This is a genomic window from Paenibacillus radicis (ex Xue et al. 2023), from assembly GCF_024722015.1.
Taxonomy (GTDB): domain Bacteria; phylum Bacillota; class Bacilli; order Paenibacillales; family NBRC-103111; genus Paenibacillus_S.
This window is the reverse complement of record NZ_JANQBD010000046.1, coordinates 1-21177: the sequence shown is the minus strand read 5'-3', so window position 1 is coordinate 21177 and position 21177 is coordinate 1. Positions and strand designations below refer to the sequence as shown.

The window sequence follows — 21177 nt, the reverse complement described above, 5'->3', positions numbered from 1 at the left end:
AGATATGACGTCCTAAGTTAACCTTCCCCATTCCCCCATAAAACATGACCGAATGACAAAAAGAGGGAATTCCTCGACACCGAAGCGCCCTGAATTCCCTTTTATAGATTGATGATTTTCAGTTAACTTTTGCCATGCTCTTTCAATAGTTGTATCATAGCATTTCTGTCATCATCCGCTAAAATATAATCTATTTTAAAACAGGACGGACATACGTATACTTTCGATGTATGGGATGGTTTCAACAAAGGCTGTTTAAGCTTGGAGGGGACAACCGGCGTATAACCAGGCGCCATTGTTTGAGTACCGGCAAACAGCATCAGACTATGGCAGGACGAGCATTCGGGAGCCTCTTCCTGTGTATCCATAACCCGCTGAACACCTTCTTCGTAATCATCGAAGGTATCCGCCTCCATGTCCTCCAAATCATCGTCATCTATATCTTCTTCATCCAATTCCTCTTCATCTTCGTCATATAAGAGCTGCTCCCCGTCCGACTTCACTTTCAGAGATACGCTGCGGTATTCACCAAGCTCATTATAGCAATGAGGACACGTGTCCTCCGGCCCGATCTCAGGGTCCCACACGATCTCGGTTTGGCACCAAGGGCACAGATGGTCAAGCTGCGTCATCATCATTCCTCCGGTTTCTTCATACTAATACTACTAATACTTACTATGCGTGATTAATAAAATAATAGATCCCTGCGCCTAAAAAAACAAGCGCCAAAGCAAATAAGGTTCCCCACAAATATTTCATGCTATGCCTCCCGGGCTGTCTGCAAACCAATTACGAAACACTGGCGCCAATGACATAAGAAATCGAAATCGAAATAATCATTGAAAGAAAACCGACGGCTTTATTATCCTTTTGGATCTCATCATCAATTTTAAAATACGGAGTCAGAAATTCAAAAATAAAATACGCAACCATCAATAAAATAAAGCCGTATCCAGCCCATAGTAAAGAATGAAGAATAGAATCGTTATTTAAGATTGCAAAACGAAAGAGGTTGCATATCCCAAATATTTTACCCCCGGTTGCCATTGCCACGGATAAATTACCCTTTTTAATTTCTTCCCAGTCTTTGTACTTTGTAACCAGCTCGAATATAGCCAAAAATACAACCAAGGCTACAACAGCCACTGAAAAGAATGCCAATGTCTCGATATACGGATTGCTTAACAACACATCCACCTCTTCATTCATCGTATAAACCTCACCCTCATAGACAAGTAGTCTGGCGATTGGATTCTCTTCCCATTATAACGGATGAAGAGACTGTGGCAAAAGCCCCAGCCTCCTTAAGCAACTCCATATTAAATTTAAAGTTCTTTCTTTGCTTGCAATTTGGCTCTGAGAGCGGCCATCTCATCATCAAGACCGTCACTCTTATTTAATTGATTCAGTTCGTCATCCAGGCTGCGATCCTTGGAACGAAGCTCATTGCTGGCTTCCGCTTCTGCTTCCATTTGCAGAACCTTTTCCGACATGCGGTCAAAGCCTCTGGATGCATTATCGACACCAAATCCGGACATTGCTTGATTGATTTGCTTTTGAGCTTTTGCTGCTTCTGCACGTGCTACCAACAAATCCTTTTTGTTCTTCATTTTGGTAAGCTCGTCTTTCATTTCACTCAGCTGATTGCGAAGACGGTCCGCATTACCTTTGGCAATATCGTATTGCTTCTTCATTTCATCAAAACGAATTTGATGTTCTTTCTTATCCTGCAACGCTCTGCGGGCCAAATCCTCATTGCCTTGCTCCAAAGCCTTCAACGCTTGCTCTTCACGCTTCGTTACCATTTCACTTGATTCTTCAAACTGTTGTTTGAATTTCTTCTCAACGGCGATTTGCTTAGCTACCGCAACCTCGGCCTCGTTGATGTCCTCTTCCATATCACGTAAAAACTGGTTAAGCATCTTAACTGGATCTTCAGCTTTGTCCAGCAAATCATTGATCGAAGCCGCTGTTAAATCACGCAATCTTTTAAAAATTCCCATTGTTTATTTCCTCCCATGATTTATTAATTTTATAATAACATCAGAATTAAACCTTTTCGAGAAGCTTGTATTATTTCTGATGTTTCAAGAAAAAACTTTCATATAAATTGAGGGAACTGCATTAACAATGATGTGGATGTTTTTCATACTATACATACGTATAAAAAGAAAAGGAGTTTCAGAGCGTCTCAAAAATTTTTTGTCATTTTAGCTCAGCTACTGTTACCCCCATACCGCCTTCGTGGTAACTGCCGATTCGGTAGCTCTTGACATGCTTATGCTTACGCAGAAATTCCTGGATACCCGTTCGTAATACGCCCGTTCCTTTTCCATGAATAATGTACACATTGCCGAAATTCGCCAAATACGATTCATCAAGGAAACGGTCGACTTCTATCATGGCTTCCTCCAGATTAGCACCGCGCAGATCAAGCTCCATTCGCGCGTTCTCATCTCGCGTCCGCTTCAAGCTGGCAGCTACCTGCTGCGGCTTCTTGGGCGCTGGGGCTGCTTTGATCAGCTCAAGATCGGCCAATTGCACCTTCATCTTCATAATGCCAAGCTGTACGGTTGCTTCAAGGTCACCTACTAATTCTACAATATGGCCTTTTTGGCGCAAGTTTGTCACCAATACCTCATCGCCTGCTTGCAGCTTATCAGGCTTGCTGGAGCCGCTCTTCACCGTAGCTTTTTTCTTTCTCAGCTCCGGTGCTGCTTGATCCAATCTTCGTTTCGCATCACTTAAGTGGTGATCCTTAACGCCAAGAACCGCTTCGCGCTGCATACGCCTCAGCTCAGCGATGATCTCATCGGCCTCGCGGCGCGCCTTGGCCACCGCCTCCTGCGCTTCGCGCTCAGCCTTCTCGAACAGCTTGTCGCGCTGTTCCTCGAAGCGCTGCTGCTGCGCCTCCAATTGAGCGCGCAAGGTCGCTACCTCGCGGCGCTGCTGCTCGGCGGTGTTCCTCTCGGCTTCTGCGATAAGCCGATTCTCCTCAAGCGTGGCGATCATCGATTCCACGCGCTGATCCTCTTCGCCGACCTGCCCGCGGGCATGGTCGATGATGGACTTCGCGAGCCCGAGGCGCTCGGCGATGGCAAATGCGTTGCTTCGCCCAGGAACGCCTACAAGCAGGCGGTAAGTAGGGCTCAACGTTTGCACATCGAACTCCATACTCGCGTTGATGATGCCTTGACGATCGAAGGCATAAGCTTTCAGCTCGCTGTAATGCGTGGTTGCAACAATTCTGCAGCCCATTCTGTGTATGTACTCCAACAGGGCGATAGCAAGCGCGGAGCCTTCAGCCGGATCGGTTCCTGCTCCGAGCTCATCCATCAGCACCAAACTTTTCGGAGTCATATCTCTAAGAATGCTAATAATGTTGGTCATATGGCTTGAGAATGTACTTAAGCTTTGCTCAATACTTTGCTCGTCTCCAATATCCGCATATATGGCATCAAAAACACAAAGCTGGCTGCCTTCCTCCGCGGATACAAACAGTCCTGACATAGCCATTAGAGAAAGTAAACCAATCGTTTTGAGGGATACGGTCTTCCCCCCTGTATTAGGACCGGTAACAATTATAGTTGTATAGTTATTTCCCAGCTCAATATCTAGAGGCACTACCTTATCTGCAGCGATAAGCGGATGACGGCCGCGCTTTATCTTAATGAATCCACGGTCATTCAGCATAGGCAGCGTTGCTTTCATTTCGTGAGCAAGCCCGGCCTTGGCAAATGTGAAATCCAGCTCAGCCAAAACGTCCAGACTCCCGAGCAGCTCGTCAGCAACCTCAGCGACCAAAGCAGTCAGTATTTGCAGGATCTTCTCGATCTCCCGCTCCTCCTTAAGCTTCAGCTCGCGTACTCTGTTATTCAATTGGACAACCTGCTCGGGTTCAATGAACAGCGTTGCTCCTGAAGCGGACTGATCGTGAATCATCCCGCCGAAATGGCCGCGGTATTCCTGTTTTACGGGTATGACATAACGATCATTCCGAATCGTAACCAAATTATCCTGCAGCATCTTTTGAATCGATGGAGTGCGGACCATTTGCTCCAACCGTTCACGTGCACGAGTTTCACTACCGCGAAGCTCTTGACGAATCCGCGCAAGCTCAGCGCTCGCTGAGTCGACTACTTGAGCGTTATCGTCGATGCACAGCTTAATTTTATCCTCAGTAGTCTTTAGATCAGCTATCGACTCCGTAAGTGCGACCAGCAGCGGAATCGAGTACTCCTCATGAACGGTTTCTAAAAACCGTTTTAAGCGGCGGCCACCCGAGATCGTATTGGCTATATCAAACAGCTCAGCCGGATTCAGCATGCCCCCGATTCTGGCGCGGTGTACAGCTGCTGTAATATCTCGAATACCGCCAAAAGGCGCACTGCCTTTGAGCCTGTTTACATTTACGGCTTCATCCGTAGCCTTCAGGCGTTCCTTAACCTCTACAAAATCCCCGCTGGGCAATAGTTTTTCCAGGCGAGCCTTGCCTAAGCTTGTCGCCGCATGATGGGCGCATTTATGTAAAATGGCGGAGAAATCCAATGTCTTTAATATTTTGCTGTTCAATTCCGCTTCCTGCCTTTCTTTCCTATACACAGGATATTCGCATAGCAGCTAAAGCTTAATGCCAATATACCTGATATTGTAAAAACTTCTCTCTATTATATTATATCCAAGACAAGAGGGATTAGCTAATTTTCAAATAAAGTCATTTTCGCCCTGCAGCGACCAAATAATGGTCTACATAAGCAGTTTTCACAAGGAACATAATATGATGTGCACCGATTAAACGATGTCGAACACATTGACGAACAAAAGCCAATATAACGTGCTGCGGATCACGATCCGCTATTCCCAAAAGGAGGTATCAGCGATGCATTTGATTGGACATTTAATCCGGTTTATCGTATCTGCTTTGGTGCTAATGTTTGTGAGCTTTATCGTTCCGGCTTTTGAAGTTGGCGGTTTCTGGAGTGCCTTTTTCTTGGCATTGGTCATTGCTGTTGCCGCTTGGGTCATTGAGGGTATATTCGGCAAACGAATTACACCATTCGGCCGCGGAATTGTAGGTTTCATTACAAGCGCGGTCATCATCTGGCTTGCACAATTTATAGTCAGCGGTGTTACGACAAGTATTATTGGTGCGCTGCTGGCGGCCCTAGTCATCGGGATAATTGATTTGTTCATCCCAGTCAAAACTCCCTTTGAACAAGGTCTCTCCGGGCACGAGAAACGCAATTAATCATGTGCTTGTGGAGGGACAGCGAAAAAATCAGCCTGCGGATCATCTCGCAAGGCTGATTTTTTTGTATAGGAAGCGTTGTACATACAATCCGACAAATGTCCATGATTAATCGCATAGTGCTGGTTTTTGTTCGTAAATACATCATTTTTTTGTCACCTTATTGTCACTGCAAACCCTGCGCAGATCATGTAAGATTGCGTTATAAAATAAATTTATTTTTATAACGGAGGGTTATTTGATGAAAAAATTAATCGTATTAGCCATGGCTGTATGTTTGGTGTTCGCGATTTCCGCTTGCGGTAAAAAAGAAGAGACAAAAGCGCCAGCCGCTCCTGCTGGAGCAGCAGGCGGTGCAAGCTCCGCGGCTTCGCAAGATTTAAAGCTCGTTGCATCGAACTTTAAATTTGACCAAGCTGAATACAAAGTAAAAAAAGGCCAGGATATTAAAGTTACCCTGGAGAACAAAGAAGGAATGCATGGCGTTGAAATTAAAGGCTTGAGCGTTAAACTTGACGGCAACACAAAGACAGCAACCTTCAAAGCCGACAAAGAAGGCACTTATGACATCATTTGCTCCGTCCCTTGCGGTCAAGGACACATGACTATGAAATCCAAGCTGATTGTTGAAAGCTAAGCTTAACCAATCCATGTAATTACATAAGCCGACTATCCCTCAAGCTTGCAGCAGGGAAGTCGGCTTTTTTGTGTGCGAAAAAGAGAGTTCAACACCATTATTTCTTAAGAAAGTTCCCAAACAATTTCCTCTAATTGCATCCCTCGGGAGCCCTTTACCAAAAGTATATCTTGTGACCGGATAATCTTACGGATCTCTTGGATTGCTTCTTTTTTATGTTGAAAAGCTTTGACACGATCAGTATTTTTGAATTTTTTGGTTGCTTCTATAGCCATTTCTTTGGCCAGCTCACCTAATGTAAATAGATAGTCGACTTTATCTGGGTTGATGCTCTCCCCTATTTCCCTATGAAATTGTTTTTCAAGCTCACCTAACTCCAGCATATCACCCAATACTAAAAATTTGCGATTATATCCTTGCAGCTCCTCGAAAGTTTCAATGGCTGCCCTCACGGATACAGGGCTTGCATTCCAGGCATCATTTATAATCGTAAATCCAGCTTCAGACTCCACCTTTTCCATTCTCATTCCGGTCATTTGTAATTGCGCCAATCCCATCCTTATGCGGTTTGTTGGAATGCCCAGAATTGAGCCAACAGCTATGGAAGCAAGGGCATTCTGAACATTATGTTTACCAAGGATTGGAATCTTGCAAGGTTCATTAAATGTATTTACTCTAAATGAAGTAGCTTCATCCTGCTGTTGAATAGCAGTCGCATAATAATCATTTGATTCATCTACTCCAAAATGAACTATCCGAATGGAGCTGGAAAGTTGTAGTTCATTTATTCCATTTTTTCAACAACGGCTCATCACCATTGAACACAAGAACACCATTACTCTGCAACCCTTTTGCTATTTCCAGCTTAGCCGCCGCTATTTCCTCTATGGATCCTAAAGATGATAAATGAGAAAGTCCAATCATTGTAATTACAGCTATATCAGGGTTGGCTATCTTTGACAGCCGTTCAATCTGTCCGCGTTCGCTCATCCCTAACTCAAGAACGACTACCTCCACATTTTCCTTTATCTCAAGAAGAGTTAAAGGCAGCCCGATCTGGCTGTTAAGGTTTCCTTTAGTTTTATGGACTTTGTAAGTAGTCTCTGCGATTGAGCTTACCATATCCTTGGTTGTAGTTTTCCCATTACTTCCTGTAATAGCGATTACTTTTATTGACAGCTGTTTTCGATAAGAACTCGCCAAATGCTGAAGAGCTGCTACACAATCATCTACGAAGATTAATGGAATGCCTTGAGGCGGATCAGGTTGATCCTTTTGCCAAAGTGACGCCGCAGCACCTTTTAGAATGGCCTCTTTAACGAAATCATGCCCGTTTTTCAACCTAACAATGGGCACAAACAAAGACCCAGCTTCAATAGTTCTTGAATCTATAGAAACGCCTTGAACCACTGTTTCTAAAAATGAGTCCTCCAAGCCTTCTCCGAAACACATTTCTTCTACTTGCCGAAGAGTACGTTGTATCACATTACTTCCCTCCTTAAATTCAAATGAATGTATTCATATATATATGATAGCTAAAATAAAATTCGATTAGTTAACGATAAGTGCAGTGGCTTCATTTTGCAGAAAAAGCTCAAAATAAAAAAACGGTTTTGTTCGCGAATCATTTCGCATAAAACCGTTTTCCCATTAACAATGGTTACTATGTGGATGATATGAACTGTATAATGCCCTCAACCTCACTACTACACATTTTTCTTGTTCCACAGCTCATGAAGCTTATCCGTGACAGAAGGCAATGCGTTCAGAATATACGGGGCTGTTGTGGATCCCTTCAGCAAGCGTTGTGCCGTATCATTCGGTATAACTGTCATTACTTGTACAGCAATAATTACAAGCAGCACTGCTTCAGCGAAGCCTAACAAGCCGCCGCTCCATTTGTTAAACATTTTGATTCCCGGTGTCAATGCTATCCAGTTCAGTACCCGCCCGACTATGCTTAGAGCCAGTTTTACTCCGAAAAGCAGCAGAGCAAACGCAATGGCATTGTACATATAAGCATCCAGGTTAAGTCCTTTGACAAGAAACTCATATTTCTTGTAAGTCTCATATGAAGGCAAAGACAGCACCTCGGCAATCCAAGGTGCTGCATCGCGATAAAAGGCAAATGCCACAACATAAGCGATAAATAAACCTGCGACGGATACTAGCTGACTGACTAACCCACGGTAATACCCTAACATGGTGCCAGCTACCGTTAAAACAACGGCCGCCCAATCCAATCCGTTCATGCTGCTTCCTCACTTATGCCTTTATTCTATTCCTTTTCTACAAGCTCAATCCATTCGTTGTATTCGGTTTGCAGCTTTTCATATTCGGATTTCAGTTCCCCGAGCTCCGTGAAAATCCGTTCAGCACGCTCTTGATGGCTCATGTATTCATTTTGCAGTGAATGATGCTGTTGAGTCTGTTCATCATATTTGTCCTGCAGCTCATTATATAGCTCTATTTGCAGCAGCAATTCTTCTTGCTGGCTTGTAAACTGACGGCGGATCTTCTCGGCCTCTCCAGATAATTCGTCCGTACGGGTCTGCCATTGTCTGGACTGCTGCTCCAAAAGTTCAATTCGCCCCTGTTGTTCCTCCTGAAGCTTATCCAATGCTTGGTTATGCTCCAATTGTTCGAGATATTCACGCTCAAGCGCTGCATATTGACCAGTACCTTGCTGAAGTTGAGCTTCAAGCGCTGCTGCTGCTTCCCCTTGCCCTTGAAGCTGCTCTTGCAGCGAATGGCAACGTTCTTCCAGCTTCATTATCGCTTCGCGGCTCTGACCCTCCTGCTGCTTTAAACTGGCTTGCAGCTCGGTAAACTGGCCTTCAAGCTCGCTGTAGAGCTCCTCTTGAAGTTCCAACTCTTCGCGTTGTCCATTCAATTGACTGCGCTGCTCCTCGATCTGCTTGGTCAGTTCATCGCTGCGGCGTTGCCATTGACCGACAGTATCCTGCAGCTGCTGCTGATAAGCTTGCTGCTCACGGAATTGCGACAATAATCCGCGATGTTCCTCTTGCATAGTCGTAAGCTGCTGCTGCTGCTCTACAAGCCGTTCTCCACGCTGACGCAGCTCCTGCTCTAGAAGAGCATAGCGCTCATCTCGCTCGCGAAGTGCTTGTGCGCTTTGAGCATACTGCTCCTGAAGCTGCTTTTCTAGACTTTCATGCTGCGACTGCAGCTCATCTTGCAGCTCCTGTAGCAGCTGAGCCTCCTCCAACGCGCTATCCAGCTGACGCTGCTGCTCAGCGAATTGCTCCCGCTGTGCTTCTAGCTGAGCCTGCAATTGAGCTGCAACTGCTTCATTTTGCTTGCGCTGCTTCTCCTGAAGCTCCTGCTGCTCCATTAGCGCTAGCTCGCTCGCTTCACGCTCTTCCGCCAGCTGTCGCTCCAGACGTGCCTGCTGCTCGCGCTGCTCTTGCACGCTTTGCTCGCGCAATTGCGCCAGCTGCTGCTCCAAGCTCTCTTGCTTCTCTTGCAGCGCTAGCTCACTCGCTTCGCGCTCATTCGCCAGCTGTCGCTCCAGACGCTCTTGCAACTCGCGCTGCTCTTGCGCGCTTTGCTCGCGCATCTGTGCCAGCTGCTGCTCCAAGCTCTCTTGCTTCTCCTGCAGCGCTAGCTCGCTCGCTTCGCGCTCTTCCGCCAGCTGTCGCTCCAAATGTGCTTGCAGCTCGCGCTGCTCTTGCTCGCTTTGTTCGCGCACCTGCGTCAGCTGCTGCTCCAAGCTCTCTTGCTTCTCCTGCAGCGCTAGCTCGCTCGCTTCACGCTCCTCCACCAACTGTCGCTCCAGACGTTCCTGCAGCTCACGCTGTTCTTGCGCGCTTTGCTCGCGCACCTGTGCCAGCTGCTGCTCCAAGCTCTCTTGCTCCTCCTGCAGCGCTAGCTCGCTCGCTTCGCGCTCTTCCGCCAGCTGTCGCTCCAGACGTTCCTGCAGCTCACGCTGCTCTTGCGCGCTTTGCTCGCGCACCTGTGCCAGCTGCTGCTCCAAGCTCTCTTGCTTCTCCTGCAGCGCTAGCTCGCTCGACTCTCGCTCTTCCGCCAGCTGTCGCTCCAGTCGCTCTTGCTGTTCACGCTGCTCTTGCGCGCTTTGTTCGCGCACCTGCGCCAGCTGCTGCTCCAGACGCTCTTGCTGTTCCATTAACGCTAGCTCGCTCGACTCTCGCTCCTCCGCCAGCTGTCGCTCCAGACGTTCCTGCAGCTCACGCTGCTCTTGCGCGCTTTGCTCACGCACCTGTGCCAGCTGCTGCTCCAAGCTCTCTTGCTTCTCCTGCAGCGCTAGCTCGCTCGACTCGCGCTCTTCCGCCAGCTGTCGCTCCAGACGCTCTTGCTGCTCACGCTGCTCTTGCGCGCTTTGTTCGCGCACTTGCGCCAGTTGCTGCTCAAGGCGCTCCTGCTGCTCCATTAGCGCTAGCTCGCTCGCTTCGCGCTCCTCCGCCAGCTGTCGCTCCAGACGCTCTTGCTGCTCACGCTGCTCTTGCACGCTTTGCTCTCGCACTTGCGCCAGCTGCTGCTCCAGACGCTCCTGCTGCTCCATTTGCGCTAGCTCACTCGCTTCGCGCTCTTCCGCCAGCTGTCGCTCCAGACGCTCTTGCTGTTCCATTAGCGCTAACTCGCTCGACTCGCGCTCTTCCGCCAGCTGCCGCTCCAGACGCTCTTGCTGCTCACGCTGCTCTTGCACGCTTTGCTCGCGCACCTGCGCCAGCTGCTGCTCCAGACGCTCCTGCTGCTCCATTAGCGCTAACTCGCTCGCTTCGCGCTCTTCCGCCAACTGTCGCTCCAGACGTTCTTGCTGCTCACGCTGCTCTTGCACGCTTTGCTCTCGCACTTGCGCCAGCTGCTGCTCCAGACGCTCCTGCTGCTCCATTTGCGCTAACTCGCTCGCTTCGCGCTCTTCCGCCAACTGTCGCTCCAGACGTTCTTGCTGCTCACGCTGCTCTTGCACGCTTTGCTCGCGCATCTGCGCCAGCTGCTGCTCCAGACGCTCCTGCTGTTCCATTAGCGCTAGCTCGCTCGCTTCGCGCTCTTCCGCCAGCTGTCGCTCCAGACGTTCTTGCTGCTCACGCTGCTCTTGCACGCTTTGCTCACGCATCTGCGCCAACTGCTGCTCCAAGCTCTCTTGCTTCTCTTGCAGCGCTAGCTCGCTCGCTTCGCGCTCTTCCGCCAGCTGTCGCTCCAGACGTTCTTGCAGCTCACGCTGCTCTTGCACGCTTTGCTCGCGCAGCTGTGCCAGTTGCTGCTCCAGACGCTCCTGCTGCTCCATTAGCACTAACTCGCTCACTTCGCGCTCCTCCGCAAGCTGTCGCTCCAGACGCTCTTGCAGCTCACGCTGCTCTTCCACGCTTTGCTCGCGCACCTGCGCCAACTGCTGCTCCAAACTCTCTTGCTTCTCTAGTAGCGCTAACTCGCTCGACTCGCGCTCTTCCGCCAGCTGTCGCTCTAGACGCTCTTGCAACTCACGCTGCTCCTGCAGCGCTAGCTCGTTTTTCGCTCTTTCCTGCTCCAGACGCTCTTGCAGAAGACGTCCTTCCTCAGCTTGATGGCCGAGCTGTACCTGCAGCTGCCTCTTCTGTTCATGCTGCTCTTGCAACTGCTCCTCACTTACACGACCACGATCCTGCTCTTGTTTAAGCTCAACCTGGAGCTCATTGTATAGTTCAAGCTGCAATTCATACTCTTGCAGATGTTCGCGTACTTGCTCCTGCAGTTGATCGTTCTGCAGACTCAGCTCCTCCAGCTGCTGCTGTCGGCTGTTGCAAAGAGCTTCCAGTTCCTGCACCTCGCCTTGCTGTTCCTCCAACTGGGACCGTAAGGTTTGCAGCTGTCCTTGCTCCTGCTGCAGCTGCTGTTCTAACTTCCGTTGTGCCTCCCCTTGTTTATTCAGTTGGCTTTGCTTCTCTTCCAATTGGCCGCGCAGGCTGCGCTGCTCCTTCAACTGCTGCTCAATCCGCTGATCCTGCTGTTTCTTCTCCTCGGACTGCTTCACCAATCGCTGTTCCAATGCAGCTGATCGCTCTGTTCCCGCCGCAAGCTCCGCTTCCTGTAACTTGTTCAGCTCCTGAAGCTCAGCGGCTTCCTTCTGTACAGCCTGCAGCTGTTCTACAGCTTGACTGCGGTTCTCTCGCTCGGTTCGATAATTCGCTTCCAACCGCTCCTGCTGCTGCTTCGATTGAATCGCAGCCTCGCGAAGCTTTTCCACCTCAGCTTTCACTTGCTTCTTCTCAGCTTCCAGACCTTGGCTGACCGATTCCAATTGCTGTATTCGTCCCTGCTCGCCTACCAACTGCTGCTGAAGCAGCGTATGCTGTTCTTGGAGCTTGCTGAGATCCTCTCGGGATTGCTCCAGCTGCCGCTGTTTATCAAGAGATTGCTCCAGCTCCTCCTGCATTTTAAAATAATCACTAGCCATATGTACCGCCGCTAACACAGCAATCTTCGGCGTATCCAATCGCGGGGATCCCGCGGCAATTTTATGCATTTGTTCATTGACTTGCGCAGCTACCCGCTTCATATATGTAACGTTCGTCTGGGCAACCAGCTTATATTGGCTGCCAAATATATCTACCGTCATCCGGATTTTATCTTCACTCACCTGTAAGCTCTCCTTTCGGACTTAACTTAATTCCCCTAAAGAGGTATAAACATCCTTACCAGCCTTTCGGCAATCTTCCCTGTTTCTAAAAAAAAACGATCTTTCTAAATTCATTTTAAGTAAAGTAAAGACGGCATAGTCCTATTGCTTTTCAGAAAATCCTTATCCAAGGATATACATCTGCTATGTCCTTGGAACAAGCACGTTTGTGTCAAGGTAAAGCGAAGGAAAGTGTTTAAAACTTATACTTTCCAGCCAACCAAAAAAGCGGTCCCTCGTATCTCATGTTAATTCGATACGTTGAACCGCTTTTCCTGCTATTAAAGGCGTACTTTTGTTCAAATTCCAGAGACATTCTTCCTATAAACTATTTACGCAACTCCGCAGCAAAAGTCTTCTCTAATGCATCAACGACCTTGGCATGCAATTCGCTTACCTCTTCATCCGTCAACGTACGTTCAGGAGTCCGGTAAACCAAAGAAAGAGCTACGCTTTTTTTATCAGCGCCCAAACGATCTCCTGTGTAAATATCGAATACCTGGATGGATTCAAGCAGTTCAGCGGCAACTTCGCTTACTTTGGCAGTCAAATCACCGACCTGCACTTCGCGATTAACAACAACGGCAATATCACGTCCTATAGATGGGTAACGAGGCAATTGCTTGTAAGTAATTTGTTCATCCGCATGTTCTGCCAGCACGGTGAATTCAACCTCTAATACGTACGTATCAGCCAAATCCTTCTGCTGTTGAAGTGTAGGATGAAGCTGCCCAAGCGTTCCAATTACTTTGGTGCCCTCAGCCGTTGTCAAAGTGATATGTGCTGTACGTCCCGGATGGAAGCCTTCCGGCTGAGCTACTGTATATCCAACAGTGCCTGACAGCCCAAGATAGCTGATCAAGCTCTCAAATGCACCTTTTAAATCATAGAAATCGACATCTCTTGATTTACCGGCCCAATGAGTTTCCTGACGTTTACCGGTCAAAAGTATCGCCAACATCAAGCGCTCATCTGGCAAATGGGAAAGCGATGCTTCCTCCGTTACGAATACTTTGCCAATTTCAAATACTGCAACATCGTTTGTATTACGATTACGGTTATACGAAGCCGCATCCAGCAAATGAGGGATAAGACTCGTACGCAATGTGCTCCGATCCTCACTCATAGGCATAGCAAGCGCCACCGGTTTAGCTTCTTTATAAGCGCCGGGGAAATCAACAATCTGCTGAGGATGTGTAAATGAATACGTAATTGCCTCATACAGCCCGCTGCCGGTAAGCAGATTGCGAGCCAGACGGCGAATCGTCTGCTCTTTATTAAGCGCCCCCGGTGTCGTTACACCTGACATAAGTGTTGTAGGAATATTATCGTAGCCATATAGACGCGCTACTTCCTCGATTAAATCAACTGTTCTTGTGATATCGCCACGACGGCTCGGTACATGAACCGTGAATAGCTCGCCGTTAGCATCAGAAGTAAAACTTAAACGGTCAAAAATACTTTTCACCTGTTCAGCAGTCAGTTCTGTACCCAAGTAATCATTGATACGTCCAACGGACAAGTCAATCTTTACCGGTTGATGCTTCTGAGTCGTTGCCTCAACCGTTCCCACCGCTACCTGTCCGCCAGCGTACTCGCTAATAAGCGAAGCCGCACGATTCAATGCCGGCAGTACAGCCTCAGGATTAACTTCCTTCTCGAAACGCAAGGAAGCTTCCGAACGAAGCCCAAGCTGACGTGATGTTTTGCGCACTGTGCCGCCGTCAAATTTAGCTGATTCCAGTAAAATACGAGTTGTACTTTCCGTAACCTCGGAGTTTTCCCCGCCCATCACGCCTGCTATTGCTACCGGTTTAGTTCCGTCAGTAATCAGAAGCATGTGGGATTCTAATGTACGCTCAACACCATCTAACGTTATAAGCTTCTCACCCTGCTTCGCCATACGAACGTCGATATGACCATTGGAGAGCTTATCTGCGTCAAACGCGTGTAGCGGCTGACCATATTCAAGCATCACATAGTTTGTGATATCGACAATATTGTTGATCGGGCGAATGCCTGCCGCCATCAGACGGTTCTGCATCCATAGTGGAGATGTCCCAATGCTCACGCCTTCAATCAATCGTGCAGCATAGTGAGAGCATTGCTCCTCCGCTGTAATTTCGACAGAGATGCGGCTGGCTGCTTGAACAGCAGAAGCGCTGCCGGCAATACCCTGCTCTGAATCAGGAAGCTTCACTGGACGTCCAAGAATAGCACCGATTTCGTAAGCGGCACCCAGCATGCTTAAGCAATCGGATCGGTTCGGCGTCAAATCCAGATCCATTACATGATCACTTATGGCAAGCACATCCAGGATAGGCTCCCCAACCTTGGTATCCGCCGGCAGTACCAGTATACCTTCTTGAATTTCCTTCGGCAGCAGCTTATCATTCAAGCCGAGCTCCTTGGCTGAGCAGATCATTCCCTGCGATTCCACACCACGCAGCTTCGCCCGCTTAATGTTCAAGCCGTCCGGCAGCTTCGCTCCAACGATAGCTACAGGCACTTTTTGCCCTGCATCCACATTTTTTGCCCCGCATACGATTTGCAAATCTTCTGCTTGACCCACATCCACCGTACACACGCTCAGCTTATCCGCATCCGGATGCTTTTCACGCGTTTTCACGTAGCCGACGTACACGCCCTCCACGCCCTTGTTACGGTCCTCCACAAAATCCACTTCAATACCGCTGCGCGTTAGCTTTTCCGCCAGCTCTGCGGCTGTATATCCACTCACGTCCACATATTGGGACAACCATTGATATGATACTTTCATGTCCGCTCACGCTCCTCTCTTTTACAGATGTACAAATTGCTTCAAGAATCGAAGGTCGTTCGTATAAAAATGTCTAATGTCTTCAACGTCATACTTCAGCATCGCAATCCGTTCGACTCCCATTCCAAAAGCAAAGCCGCTATATTCTTCCGGATCATAGCCGGCCATTTCCAATACACGTGGATGCACCATTCCGGAACCTAGAATTTCCAGCCATCCGGTTTGCTTGCAGACTCTGCATCCCGCACCGCCGCACATGGCACAGGTCACATCAACCTCAGCGCTTGGCTCCGTAAAAGGGAAAAAGCTCGGGCGCATCCGAATTTGTGTCTGTTTGCCGAACAGCTCTTGTACGAACTGTAGCAAAGTTCCCTTCAAATCGCTCATACGAATATTCCGGTCGATTACAAGACCTTCAATCTGTGTAAACATATGGCTGTGAGTCGCATCATCATCATCGCGGCGGTATACGCGTCCCGGACAAATGATTTTAACCGGCACCTCGCCCTTCATTTTCTCCATCGTCCGCACTTGTACGGGTGAAGTATGCGTACGCAGCAAAATATCTTCCGTCACATAAAAGGAATCCTGCATATCTCGCGCCGGATGATTTTTCGGCAAATTCAAAGCCTCAAAGTTATAATAGTCCTGCTCAACCTCGGGACCCTCTGCCACGGTATAGCCCATACCTACAAAAATATCTTCAATCTGTTGAATTACCTTGCTGATAGGATGCACGGCACCAAGACCCGCCGGTCTGCCTGGAAGGGTTACGTCGATCGTTTCCGCACGAAGCCGGGCCTCGGTTTCCGCTTGCAGGTACTCGGCTTGCTTGCTCTCAATAACCGCTTCGATAGCTCCACGCACATCATTCGCCACTTGGCCGATAACTGGGCGCTCCTCGGCGCTTAATGCTCCCATACCTCGCAGAACCTCGGTTAACGGTCCTTTCTTGCCTAAATATTTGACCCTCATGTCGTTTAATTGCTGTTGGTTCGTTACTTGCGCCAGCTCCTGCAGCGCTTCTGCTTTTAAAGCCTCTAAACGCTCTTTCATGATTCTTCTCCTCCTTCGAGTTTTGCCTTGGCAAAACTTTCTTCGTAAGCCTTATCGAACTTTACTTTAACCAAGCTTTTTTCGTAAGCGGTACTTGTGTGCAACACAACGAACGCAAAAAAGACTTCTCCCATCCCGGATCAGGGACGAAAAAGTCGTGGTACCACCCTAGTTTCGAAAAGCCCGCGTTTCCTTGCAGACCGGTAATTCCCGGAATACAAGCAACAGTCGATGCCTCTCGCTTCATTAAACATAACGGTTCACGCATGTGATGCGGCCGGTTCCTTCTACTTGCCGCGGATTTCACCGTACGGGTTCAAAGGTCTGCTCAGGAGCGAACTTCGGCAGCCTGTTTCTGTAGAACCGCTCTCAATCTCCGGCGGCTCCTCCCTGTATAGAGGCACTGCTTACTCTTCTCCGTCAACGCATTTCATTGTATGTAAGTATTAGCATATTATATGCAAATTCGATTAAAGATGCAAGCCAGGCAGTCCAGATCCGGAAAGTACGCCTTTGAGAAATGGGTATTTGAAGCAGGGACAATCGAACAGACCAATTGGTCGAATGTAACGTATAGTGTCTTATACCCAATCAAAGGAGCTGAAGAAAATGGCTTTTTGTCCAGATTGCCCTACCAAAACTATTTTTGATCCACCGGTGACTATGTATGAGAATCACTTTCATCCTCAACTTGTTGAAGTCATTCATCCTATTGAGATCATTAACCAGCATCATTGCGTGCCTCATTACGAGCATATCTACACCGCTACCTCCAAAGACGTAATGTGCAGCGTATCCTCCGTCAAACAGAAAAAAAATCGTGCCGGCAAAAAAGTTGGCATATCGCAGCGTAAAACCAGAAGAGGCTAATAAACTCTAAAAGCCATACTAAAAACCTCCGTCAAAAAATACTTTTGACGGAGGCGGCTTTCAAATATCAGCTTACTTGGGATCCAACACACCGATATCGGCAATTGGATAATAGCGAAACATCACTTTACCTACCAGCTTGTCCTTGCTCACAAATGGGGTTGGCCATAAGTGCGAGTCAAGACTGTCATTGCGATTATCGCCCAAGAAAAAATATTGATCCTCCGGCACTTGAACCGGACCAAAGCTGTATTTGATCGGTTCCTTTACATAAGCTTCCTCTATGATCTGTCCGTTACGGATTAGCTTACCCTGCTTGATTTCAATTGTATCTCCCGGCAGCCCTATCAACCGTTTAACAAATCGCTCCTCTTCATGGCCAGGAAGCGGAGGATAGAAAACAACAACATCACCGAATTGAAAATTGGTAAGCCCTACCATTTTTTCGACCAAAATCTTGTCTTCGAGCTGAATAGTCGGCAGCATGGAACCGGTCGGCACGGTCATCCCTTGTGCTATATACGTATTGAAAGTGAAGCTTATCGCTATAGTTATCGCCAGAGTCGGCACCCATTCCTTGATCCATCGTTTCACTCGCTGCACAATACTCCCATCCCTTCGCCTGATCCTTATGTATACCTTACAAGATTCAGACAAAGGAAATATTAATAAAACATAAATTTTGTATATAAGGTTTATTTGGGGGCTCCAGCTGCCGATTTATTTTCCACCGTTACATATTCCTTTATTCTTGTTTCACCGATTTTCCATTCGACTGCAACCTGTTCCGTATCCTTCCAATTTTTAACGGCCCCTTTATCAACAAAGGTCAGCGGTTGGCCTGATCTGAACAAAGACGGTTCAGTAACAGGCAGTGCTTTAGGTTCCTGGTCTTTATGATAGATGGTTGCCGTAACTTCTTCCATAGTTTGTTCAGTTATTGTTGTTTGCATGGACAGGATCTCGTCAAGCGCATCTCCATTAGCCGCATATTGGATTTTTACTCTCCAATGCTCGGACTGACCCTCCAGCACTGCAGGACTTGCTCCTGTCTTGTCTATTTTCTTGGTACAAGCCGTTAACCCAGTGACAGCAGTGGTTAGTGCCAGCATCAAAATAATGATTTGTTTTCGCATTGTTGAATTACCTCCTAAGCCTTCGAAAAGCTGATTTCATCTTTTCTACTTCATAATTTGCATATTTAATCAGCATTTTATCCCAAAACTAATAGGCAATCAAGAAATTGGCTTTTTTGACTTCATGGAAATAATATCGTTAAAATATAGGAGAACACATATGATCATGGGAGGGATTCGATTTGAAATACCGGCGGTTAGGAACAACGAATTTGAAAGTATCCATCATTGGTGTTGGCACCTGGCAATTCGGAGGAGAATGGGGCAAGCAATTTCTTCAGCAAGAGGCCGATGCTATTTTGGATCAAGCCCAAGCTTCAGGCATTAATCTGATTGATACGGCGGAATGCTATGGGGACCATGTTTCAGAAGCGCTGATCGGTAATTATATTTCTCGAAAACGCCGTGAGGATTGGGTTATTGCAACCAAGTTCGGACATCACTTCAATGAAAATTTCAGCCGTAACCAGCTATGGTCCGCCTCTGATGTGCTTAAGCAGCTTGAGGATTCGTTAAAGGCTCTGCGAACCGACTATATAGATGTGTATCAATTTCATTCCGGCTCGGATGAAGCTTTCGATAACGATGAGTTATGGACGGTGCTGGATAAGCAGGTTCAAGCGGGAAAAATCAGGCACTTGGGCACTTCAATCGGCAGCAACGATAACCTGCACCAAACCGCGGCCTCAACCAAAGTTAACTCACAGGTCATTCAAGTCGTTTATAATCGACTGGACCGAAAGCCGGAGGAACGCGTATTCCCGTCCTGCCAGGAGCAGGATCTGGGTGTGCTGGCACGCGTGCCTTTGGCCAGCGGTTATTTGAGCGGCAAGTACAAGCCGGGAGCTGTATTCGCGGAAAATGACGTGCGCAATAACCATGACCGTGAACAGACGCTGCGCAAGCTTGAGGAAGTGTCGCATATCCGCGAGAACGAGGTGCCGGAAGGTGTCGATATGGCGACCTGGGCATTAGCGTGGTGCCTCAAGCACCCGGCAGTGACGGCCGTTATTCCAGGCTGCAAAAGCCCGGAGCAAGTGATCAGCAATGCAGCAGCGGCAGCCTATATTTCCGATTTACATCCTCAAAGCTGGAAAGAATGATGTATTATTCTCTAATATTTCCAAAGCATGATAATCCATGTTTTTCAATAGCACCGTCCATGTAATTCGTCAACTTATCGAGGTATGCTAGTCGGAGAAGTCACTAACGGAGCTTATGCTCGACTCCGCAGCCAAGATAAGAAAGGTATTGAGAACCGATGAAGCTTTCAACTCGCATCTACCTGGACGCCGCATTGCAAAACATGAAAAGCGTATTCTTCTTCACCTTTTTGCAGGTATTAATCGCACGTTTAGGTGCAACCAATTTCCAAATAGCTTTGTCTAACTCACTTCCGCCTCTGTTCTGTGCATTGTCGTTAGCGTTTCTAACGCGACAGCTGCCGGTCACCAGAGGTGTTTTTCTTACAGGCGGCTATATCCGTCAGTTTGCATTTTTGTGCATGGCCTTTTCCGTACTGCTTCCCAATCCAATTCCTTACTTATTGTTTTTCTGGTCCGTCAATGCGGTATCGGTCATGGTGTCGGATGCCCAGAAGCCTGCTCTTATGCGGAGATGGGTGTCTCCCAATGATTTTTCCAAAATATTCAGTAACAATAAAATTATCGGGATCGTAATCGTCACCATCGGAAGCTTTACAATCGGGCATTTTCTTGATGCCTATAATTGGATGTTTCCAAAAAACTATGTATTTTCGATGCTAATCGGATGCTTATCCACATTTGCCGGAATGTCCCTTATGGCTGAGCTGGCTCCTAAAGAAAAACAACCGATCAAGCTTACCTGGGTACGTCCCTTTCAAGAATGTGACCGTAAAACGTGGTGGCTCGGGCTTAACAATGCGGGAATCGCCATGGTAGCTCCACTGCTCGTCATTTATCATGTCAACGTATTGAAATTAAGCAACTCGCAGATCGCTTATTTTGTAGTCATAGCAGGTGTTGTATCGACACTGCTGCTGCCAGTTGCCCGCATGCTCATGGATCGCTTCGGCATGATGAAGGTATATGGAATAGCCATTATCGGCATGGCGCTTGCTTTACTGCCCTATGGATTTATCCATTCGTTCTGGCTGCTGCTCGTTATCCAAGGCTGGGTTGGAGTTTGCCTTGCCGTCAATGAGGTCGCTTCTCAAACCATTATGATGAGGGAAGCTGCTAAACACCGGAAAGAGATGGTCTACTTCTCTGACTTTCAGCTCGTTATGAATGCTGGTAACGGGATCGGTGCGCTCCTGTCCGGAGCACTGCTTGCCTTTTTGCCAATATGGGGCTGCTTTGTCCTCATTGCCATTACACGAGTTTTATTCTTCTTCAGCTACCGCTCGGCTGAAACCCCGGAGGCAGAAGATGTCGCGGCACTCCAAAGCGTACAGCAAGGAAGCCCGGCACAATCAGCCAAAAGCTAATAAGAAAAACCATCCGGATAATCTGAATCCATACGTTGGTGCATGGGAGGAAATCAGTTGTCCTGACAACTAGCTGTGCTGCATCCACGTAAGTGGAAGCCCGTAGCGGAAGGACTTCTTCCTTTAATCACCTGAAAAGCACAAAAACAGAGAGGTAACGGAACAGCCCATTCCGTTATCTCTCTGTTTTGTGCCTAATACTGATCATTCGCCCCAAATAGTCGAGTAGGCGGGGCCTCTCCTTCTCTTGGATTGCGCCCCTTACCCCTCACAGATCCGTACGTGCGCTATTAACGCATACGGCTCTTCACTTCACCATTACAGGTCGACTGACGAACAGGTTC

General features: G+C 47.9%; 17 protein-coding genes and 1 pseudogene. 5 read left to right on the top strand and 13 right to left on the bottom strand.

From position 1 onward, the window contains the following. Window positions 1-122: 122 nt before the first annotated feature. The 4 genes from NV381_RS35720 to NV381_RS35705 form a co-directional block, all read right to left on the bottom strand. Window positions 123-632 carry a hypothetical protein gene (locus NV381_RS35720; RefSeq protein WP_258218040.1) on the bottom strand — a complete coding sequence of 170 codons (510 nt, stop codon included), beginning with the start codon at window positions 630-632 and terminating at the stop codon, window positions 123-125. Window positions 633-789: 157 nt separating this feature from the next. Next, a complete protein-coding gene (locus NV381_RS35715) occupies window positions 790-1209 on the bottom strand; it encodes a DUF350 domain-containing protein (protein ID WP_258218039.1) in 420 nt (139 codons plus the stop codon). A 116-nt stretch (window positions 1210-1325) separates the two neighbouring features. Continuing rightward, entirely contained in the window at window positions 1326-2003 is a 678-nt protein-coding gene (locus tag NV381_RS35710) for a PspA/IM30 family protein (RefSeq protein ID WP_258218038.1), read from the bottom strand. Window positions 2004-2205: 202 nt separating this feature from the next. Beyond that, window positions 2206-4572 carry an endonuclease MutS2 gene (locus NV381_RS35705; protein ID WP_258218037.1) on the bottom strand — a complete coding sequence of 789 codons (2367 nt, stop codon included), beginning with the start codon at window positions 4570-4572 and terminating at the stop codon, window positions 2206-2208. 307 nt (window positions 4573-4879) lie between these two features. Here NV381_RS35705 and NV381_RS35700 point away from each other — a divergent pair, with 307 nt between their 5' ends. Both NV381_RS35700 and NV381_RS35695 read left to right on the top strand, forming a co-directional pair. Then, window positions 4880-5248, top strand: coding sequence for a phage holin family protein (locus NV381_RS35700; RefSeq protein ID WP_258218036.1), 369 nt, complete (start codon window positions 4880-4882; stop codon window positions 5246-5248). A gap of 241 nt (window positions 5249-5489) precedes the next feature. Then, entirely contained in the window at window positions 5490-5885 is a 396-nt protein-coding gene (locus tag NV381_RS35695; RefSeq protein WP_258218035.1) for a cupredoxin domain-containing protein, read from the top strand. Between the two features lie 104 nt (window positions 5886-5989). Here the strand turns inward: NV381_RS35695 and NV381_RS38310 are convergent, their stop codons facing one another. The 7 genes and pseudogenes from NV381_RS38310 to pheS form a co-directional block, all read right to left on the bottom strand. After that, on the bottom strand, window positions 5990-6436 hold the full coding sequence (locus NV381_RS38310) for a glutamate ligase domain-containing protein (RefSeq protein WP_308862427.1): 447 nt from the start codon (window positions 6434-6436) through the stop codon (window positions 5990-5992). A 102-nt stretch (window positions 6437-6538) separates the two neighbouring features. Beyond that, window positions 6539-6592, bottom strand: a pseudogene (locus NV381_RS38305) (hypothetical protein); the annotation flags it as partial. Between the two features lie 73 nt (window positions 6593-6665). Then, window positions 6666-7370, bottom strand: coding sequence for a UDP-N-acetylmuramoyl-tripeptide--D-alanyl-D-alanine ligase (locus tag NV381_RS38300; protein WP_308862426.1), 705 nt, complete (start codon window positions 7368-7370; stop codon window positions 6666-6668). Window positions 7371-7591: 221 nt separating this feature from the next. After that, on the bottom strand, window positions 7592-8137 hold the full coding sequence (locus NV381_RS35685) for a CvpA family protein (RefSeq protein ID WP_258218034.1): 546 nt from the start codon (window positions 8135-8137) through the stop codon (window positions 7592-7594). 26 nt (window positions 8138-8163) lie between these two features. After that, window positions 8164-12483: a hypothetical protein gene (locus NV381_RS35680; protein ID WP_258218033.1), complete on the bottom strand. Its 4320-nt coding sequence runs from the start codon at window positions 12481-12483 to the stop codon at window positions 8164-8166. Window positions 12484-12850: 367 nt separating this feature from the next. Beyond that, complete coding sequence (gene pheT, locus NV381_RS35675) at window positions 12851-15301, bottom strand: phenylalanine--tRNA ligase subunit beta (protein ID WP_258218032.1); 2451 nt, start codon at window positions 15299-15301, stop codon at window positions 12851-12853. Between the two features lie 21 nt (window positions 15302-15322). Then, a complete protein-coding gene (gene pheS, locus NV381_RS35670; RefSeq protein ID WP_258218031.1) occupies window positions 15323-16357 on the bottom strand; it encodes a phenylalanine--tRNA ligase subunit alpha in 1035 nt (344 codons plus the stop codon). A 609-nt stretch (window positions 16358-16966) separates the two neighbouring features. Between pheS and NV381_RS35665 the strand changes: the two genes are divergently transcribed. After that, window positions 16967-17227, top strand: coding sequence for a hypothetical protein (locus tag NV381_RS35665; RefSeq protein WP_258218030.1), 261 nt, complete (start codon window positions 16967-16969; stop codon window positions 17225-17227). Window positions 17228-17299: 72 nt separating this feature from the next. Here NV381_RS35665 and lepB read toward each other — a convergent pair whose 3' ends face one another. Then, entirely contained in the window at window positions 17300-17830 is a 531-nt protein-coding gene (gene lepB / locus NV381_RS35660) for a signal peptidase I (RefSeq protein ID WP_258218029.1), read from the bottom strand. Window positions 17831-17922: 92 nt separating this feature from the next. Continuing rightward, window positions 17923-18363 (bottom strand): hypothetical protein, encoded by a 441-nt coding sequence (locus NV381_RS35655; protein ID WP_258218028.1) that lies wholly within the window; start codon window positions 18361-18363, stop codon window positions 17923-17925. 182 nt (window positions 18364-18545) lie between these two features. On the opposite strand from NV381_RS35655, the gene NV381_RS35650 reads away from it, so the two are divergent. Both NV381_RS35650 and NV381_RS35645 read left to right on the top strand, forming a co-directional pair. After that, window positions 18546-19466 (top strand): aldo/keto reductase, encoded by a 921-nt coding sequence (locus NV381_RS35650; RefSeq protein ID WP_258218027.1) that lies wholly within the window; start codon window positions 18546-18548, stop codon window positions 19464-19466. A gap of 158 nt (window positions 19467-19624) precedes the next feature. Next, window positions 19625-20833 carry an MFS transporter gene (locus tag NV381_RS35645; RefSeq protein WP_258218026.1) on the top strand — a complete coding sequence of 403 codons (1209 nt, stop codon included), beginning with the start codon at window positions 19625-19627 and terminating at the stop codon, window positions 20831-20833. The last annotated feature ends 344 nt before the right edge of the window (window positions 20834-21177 follow it).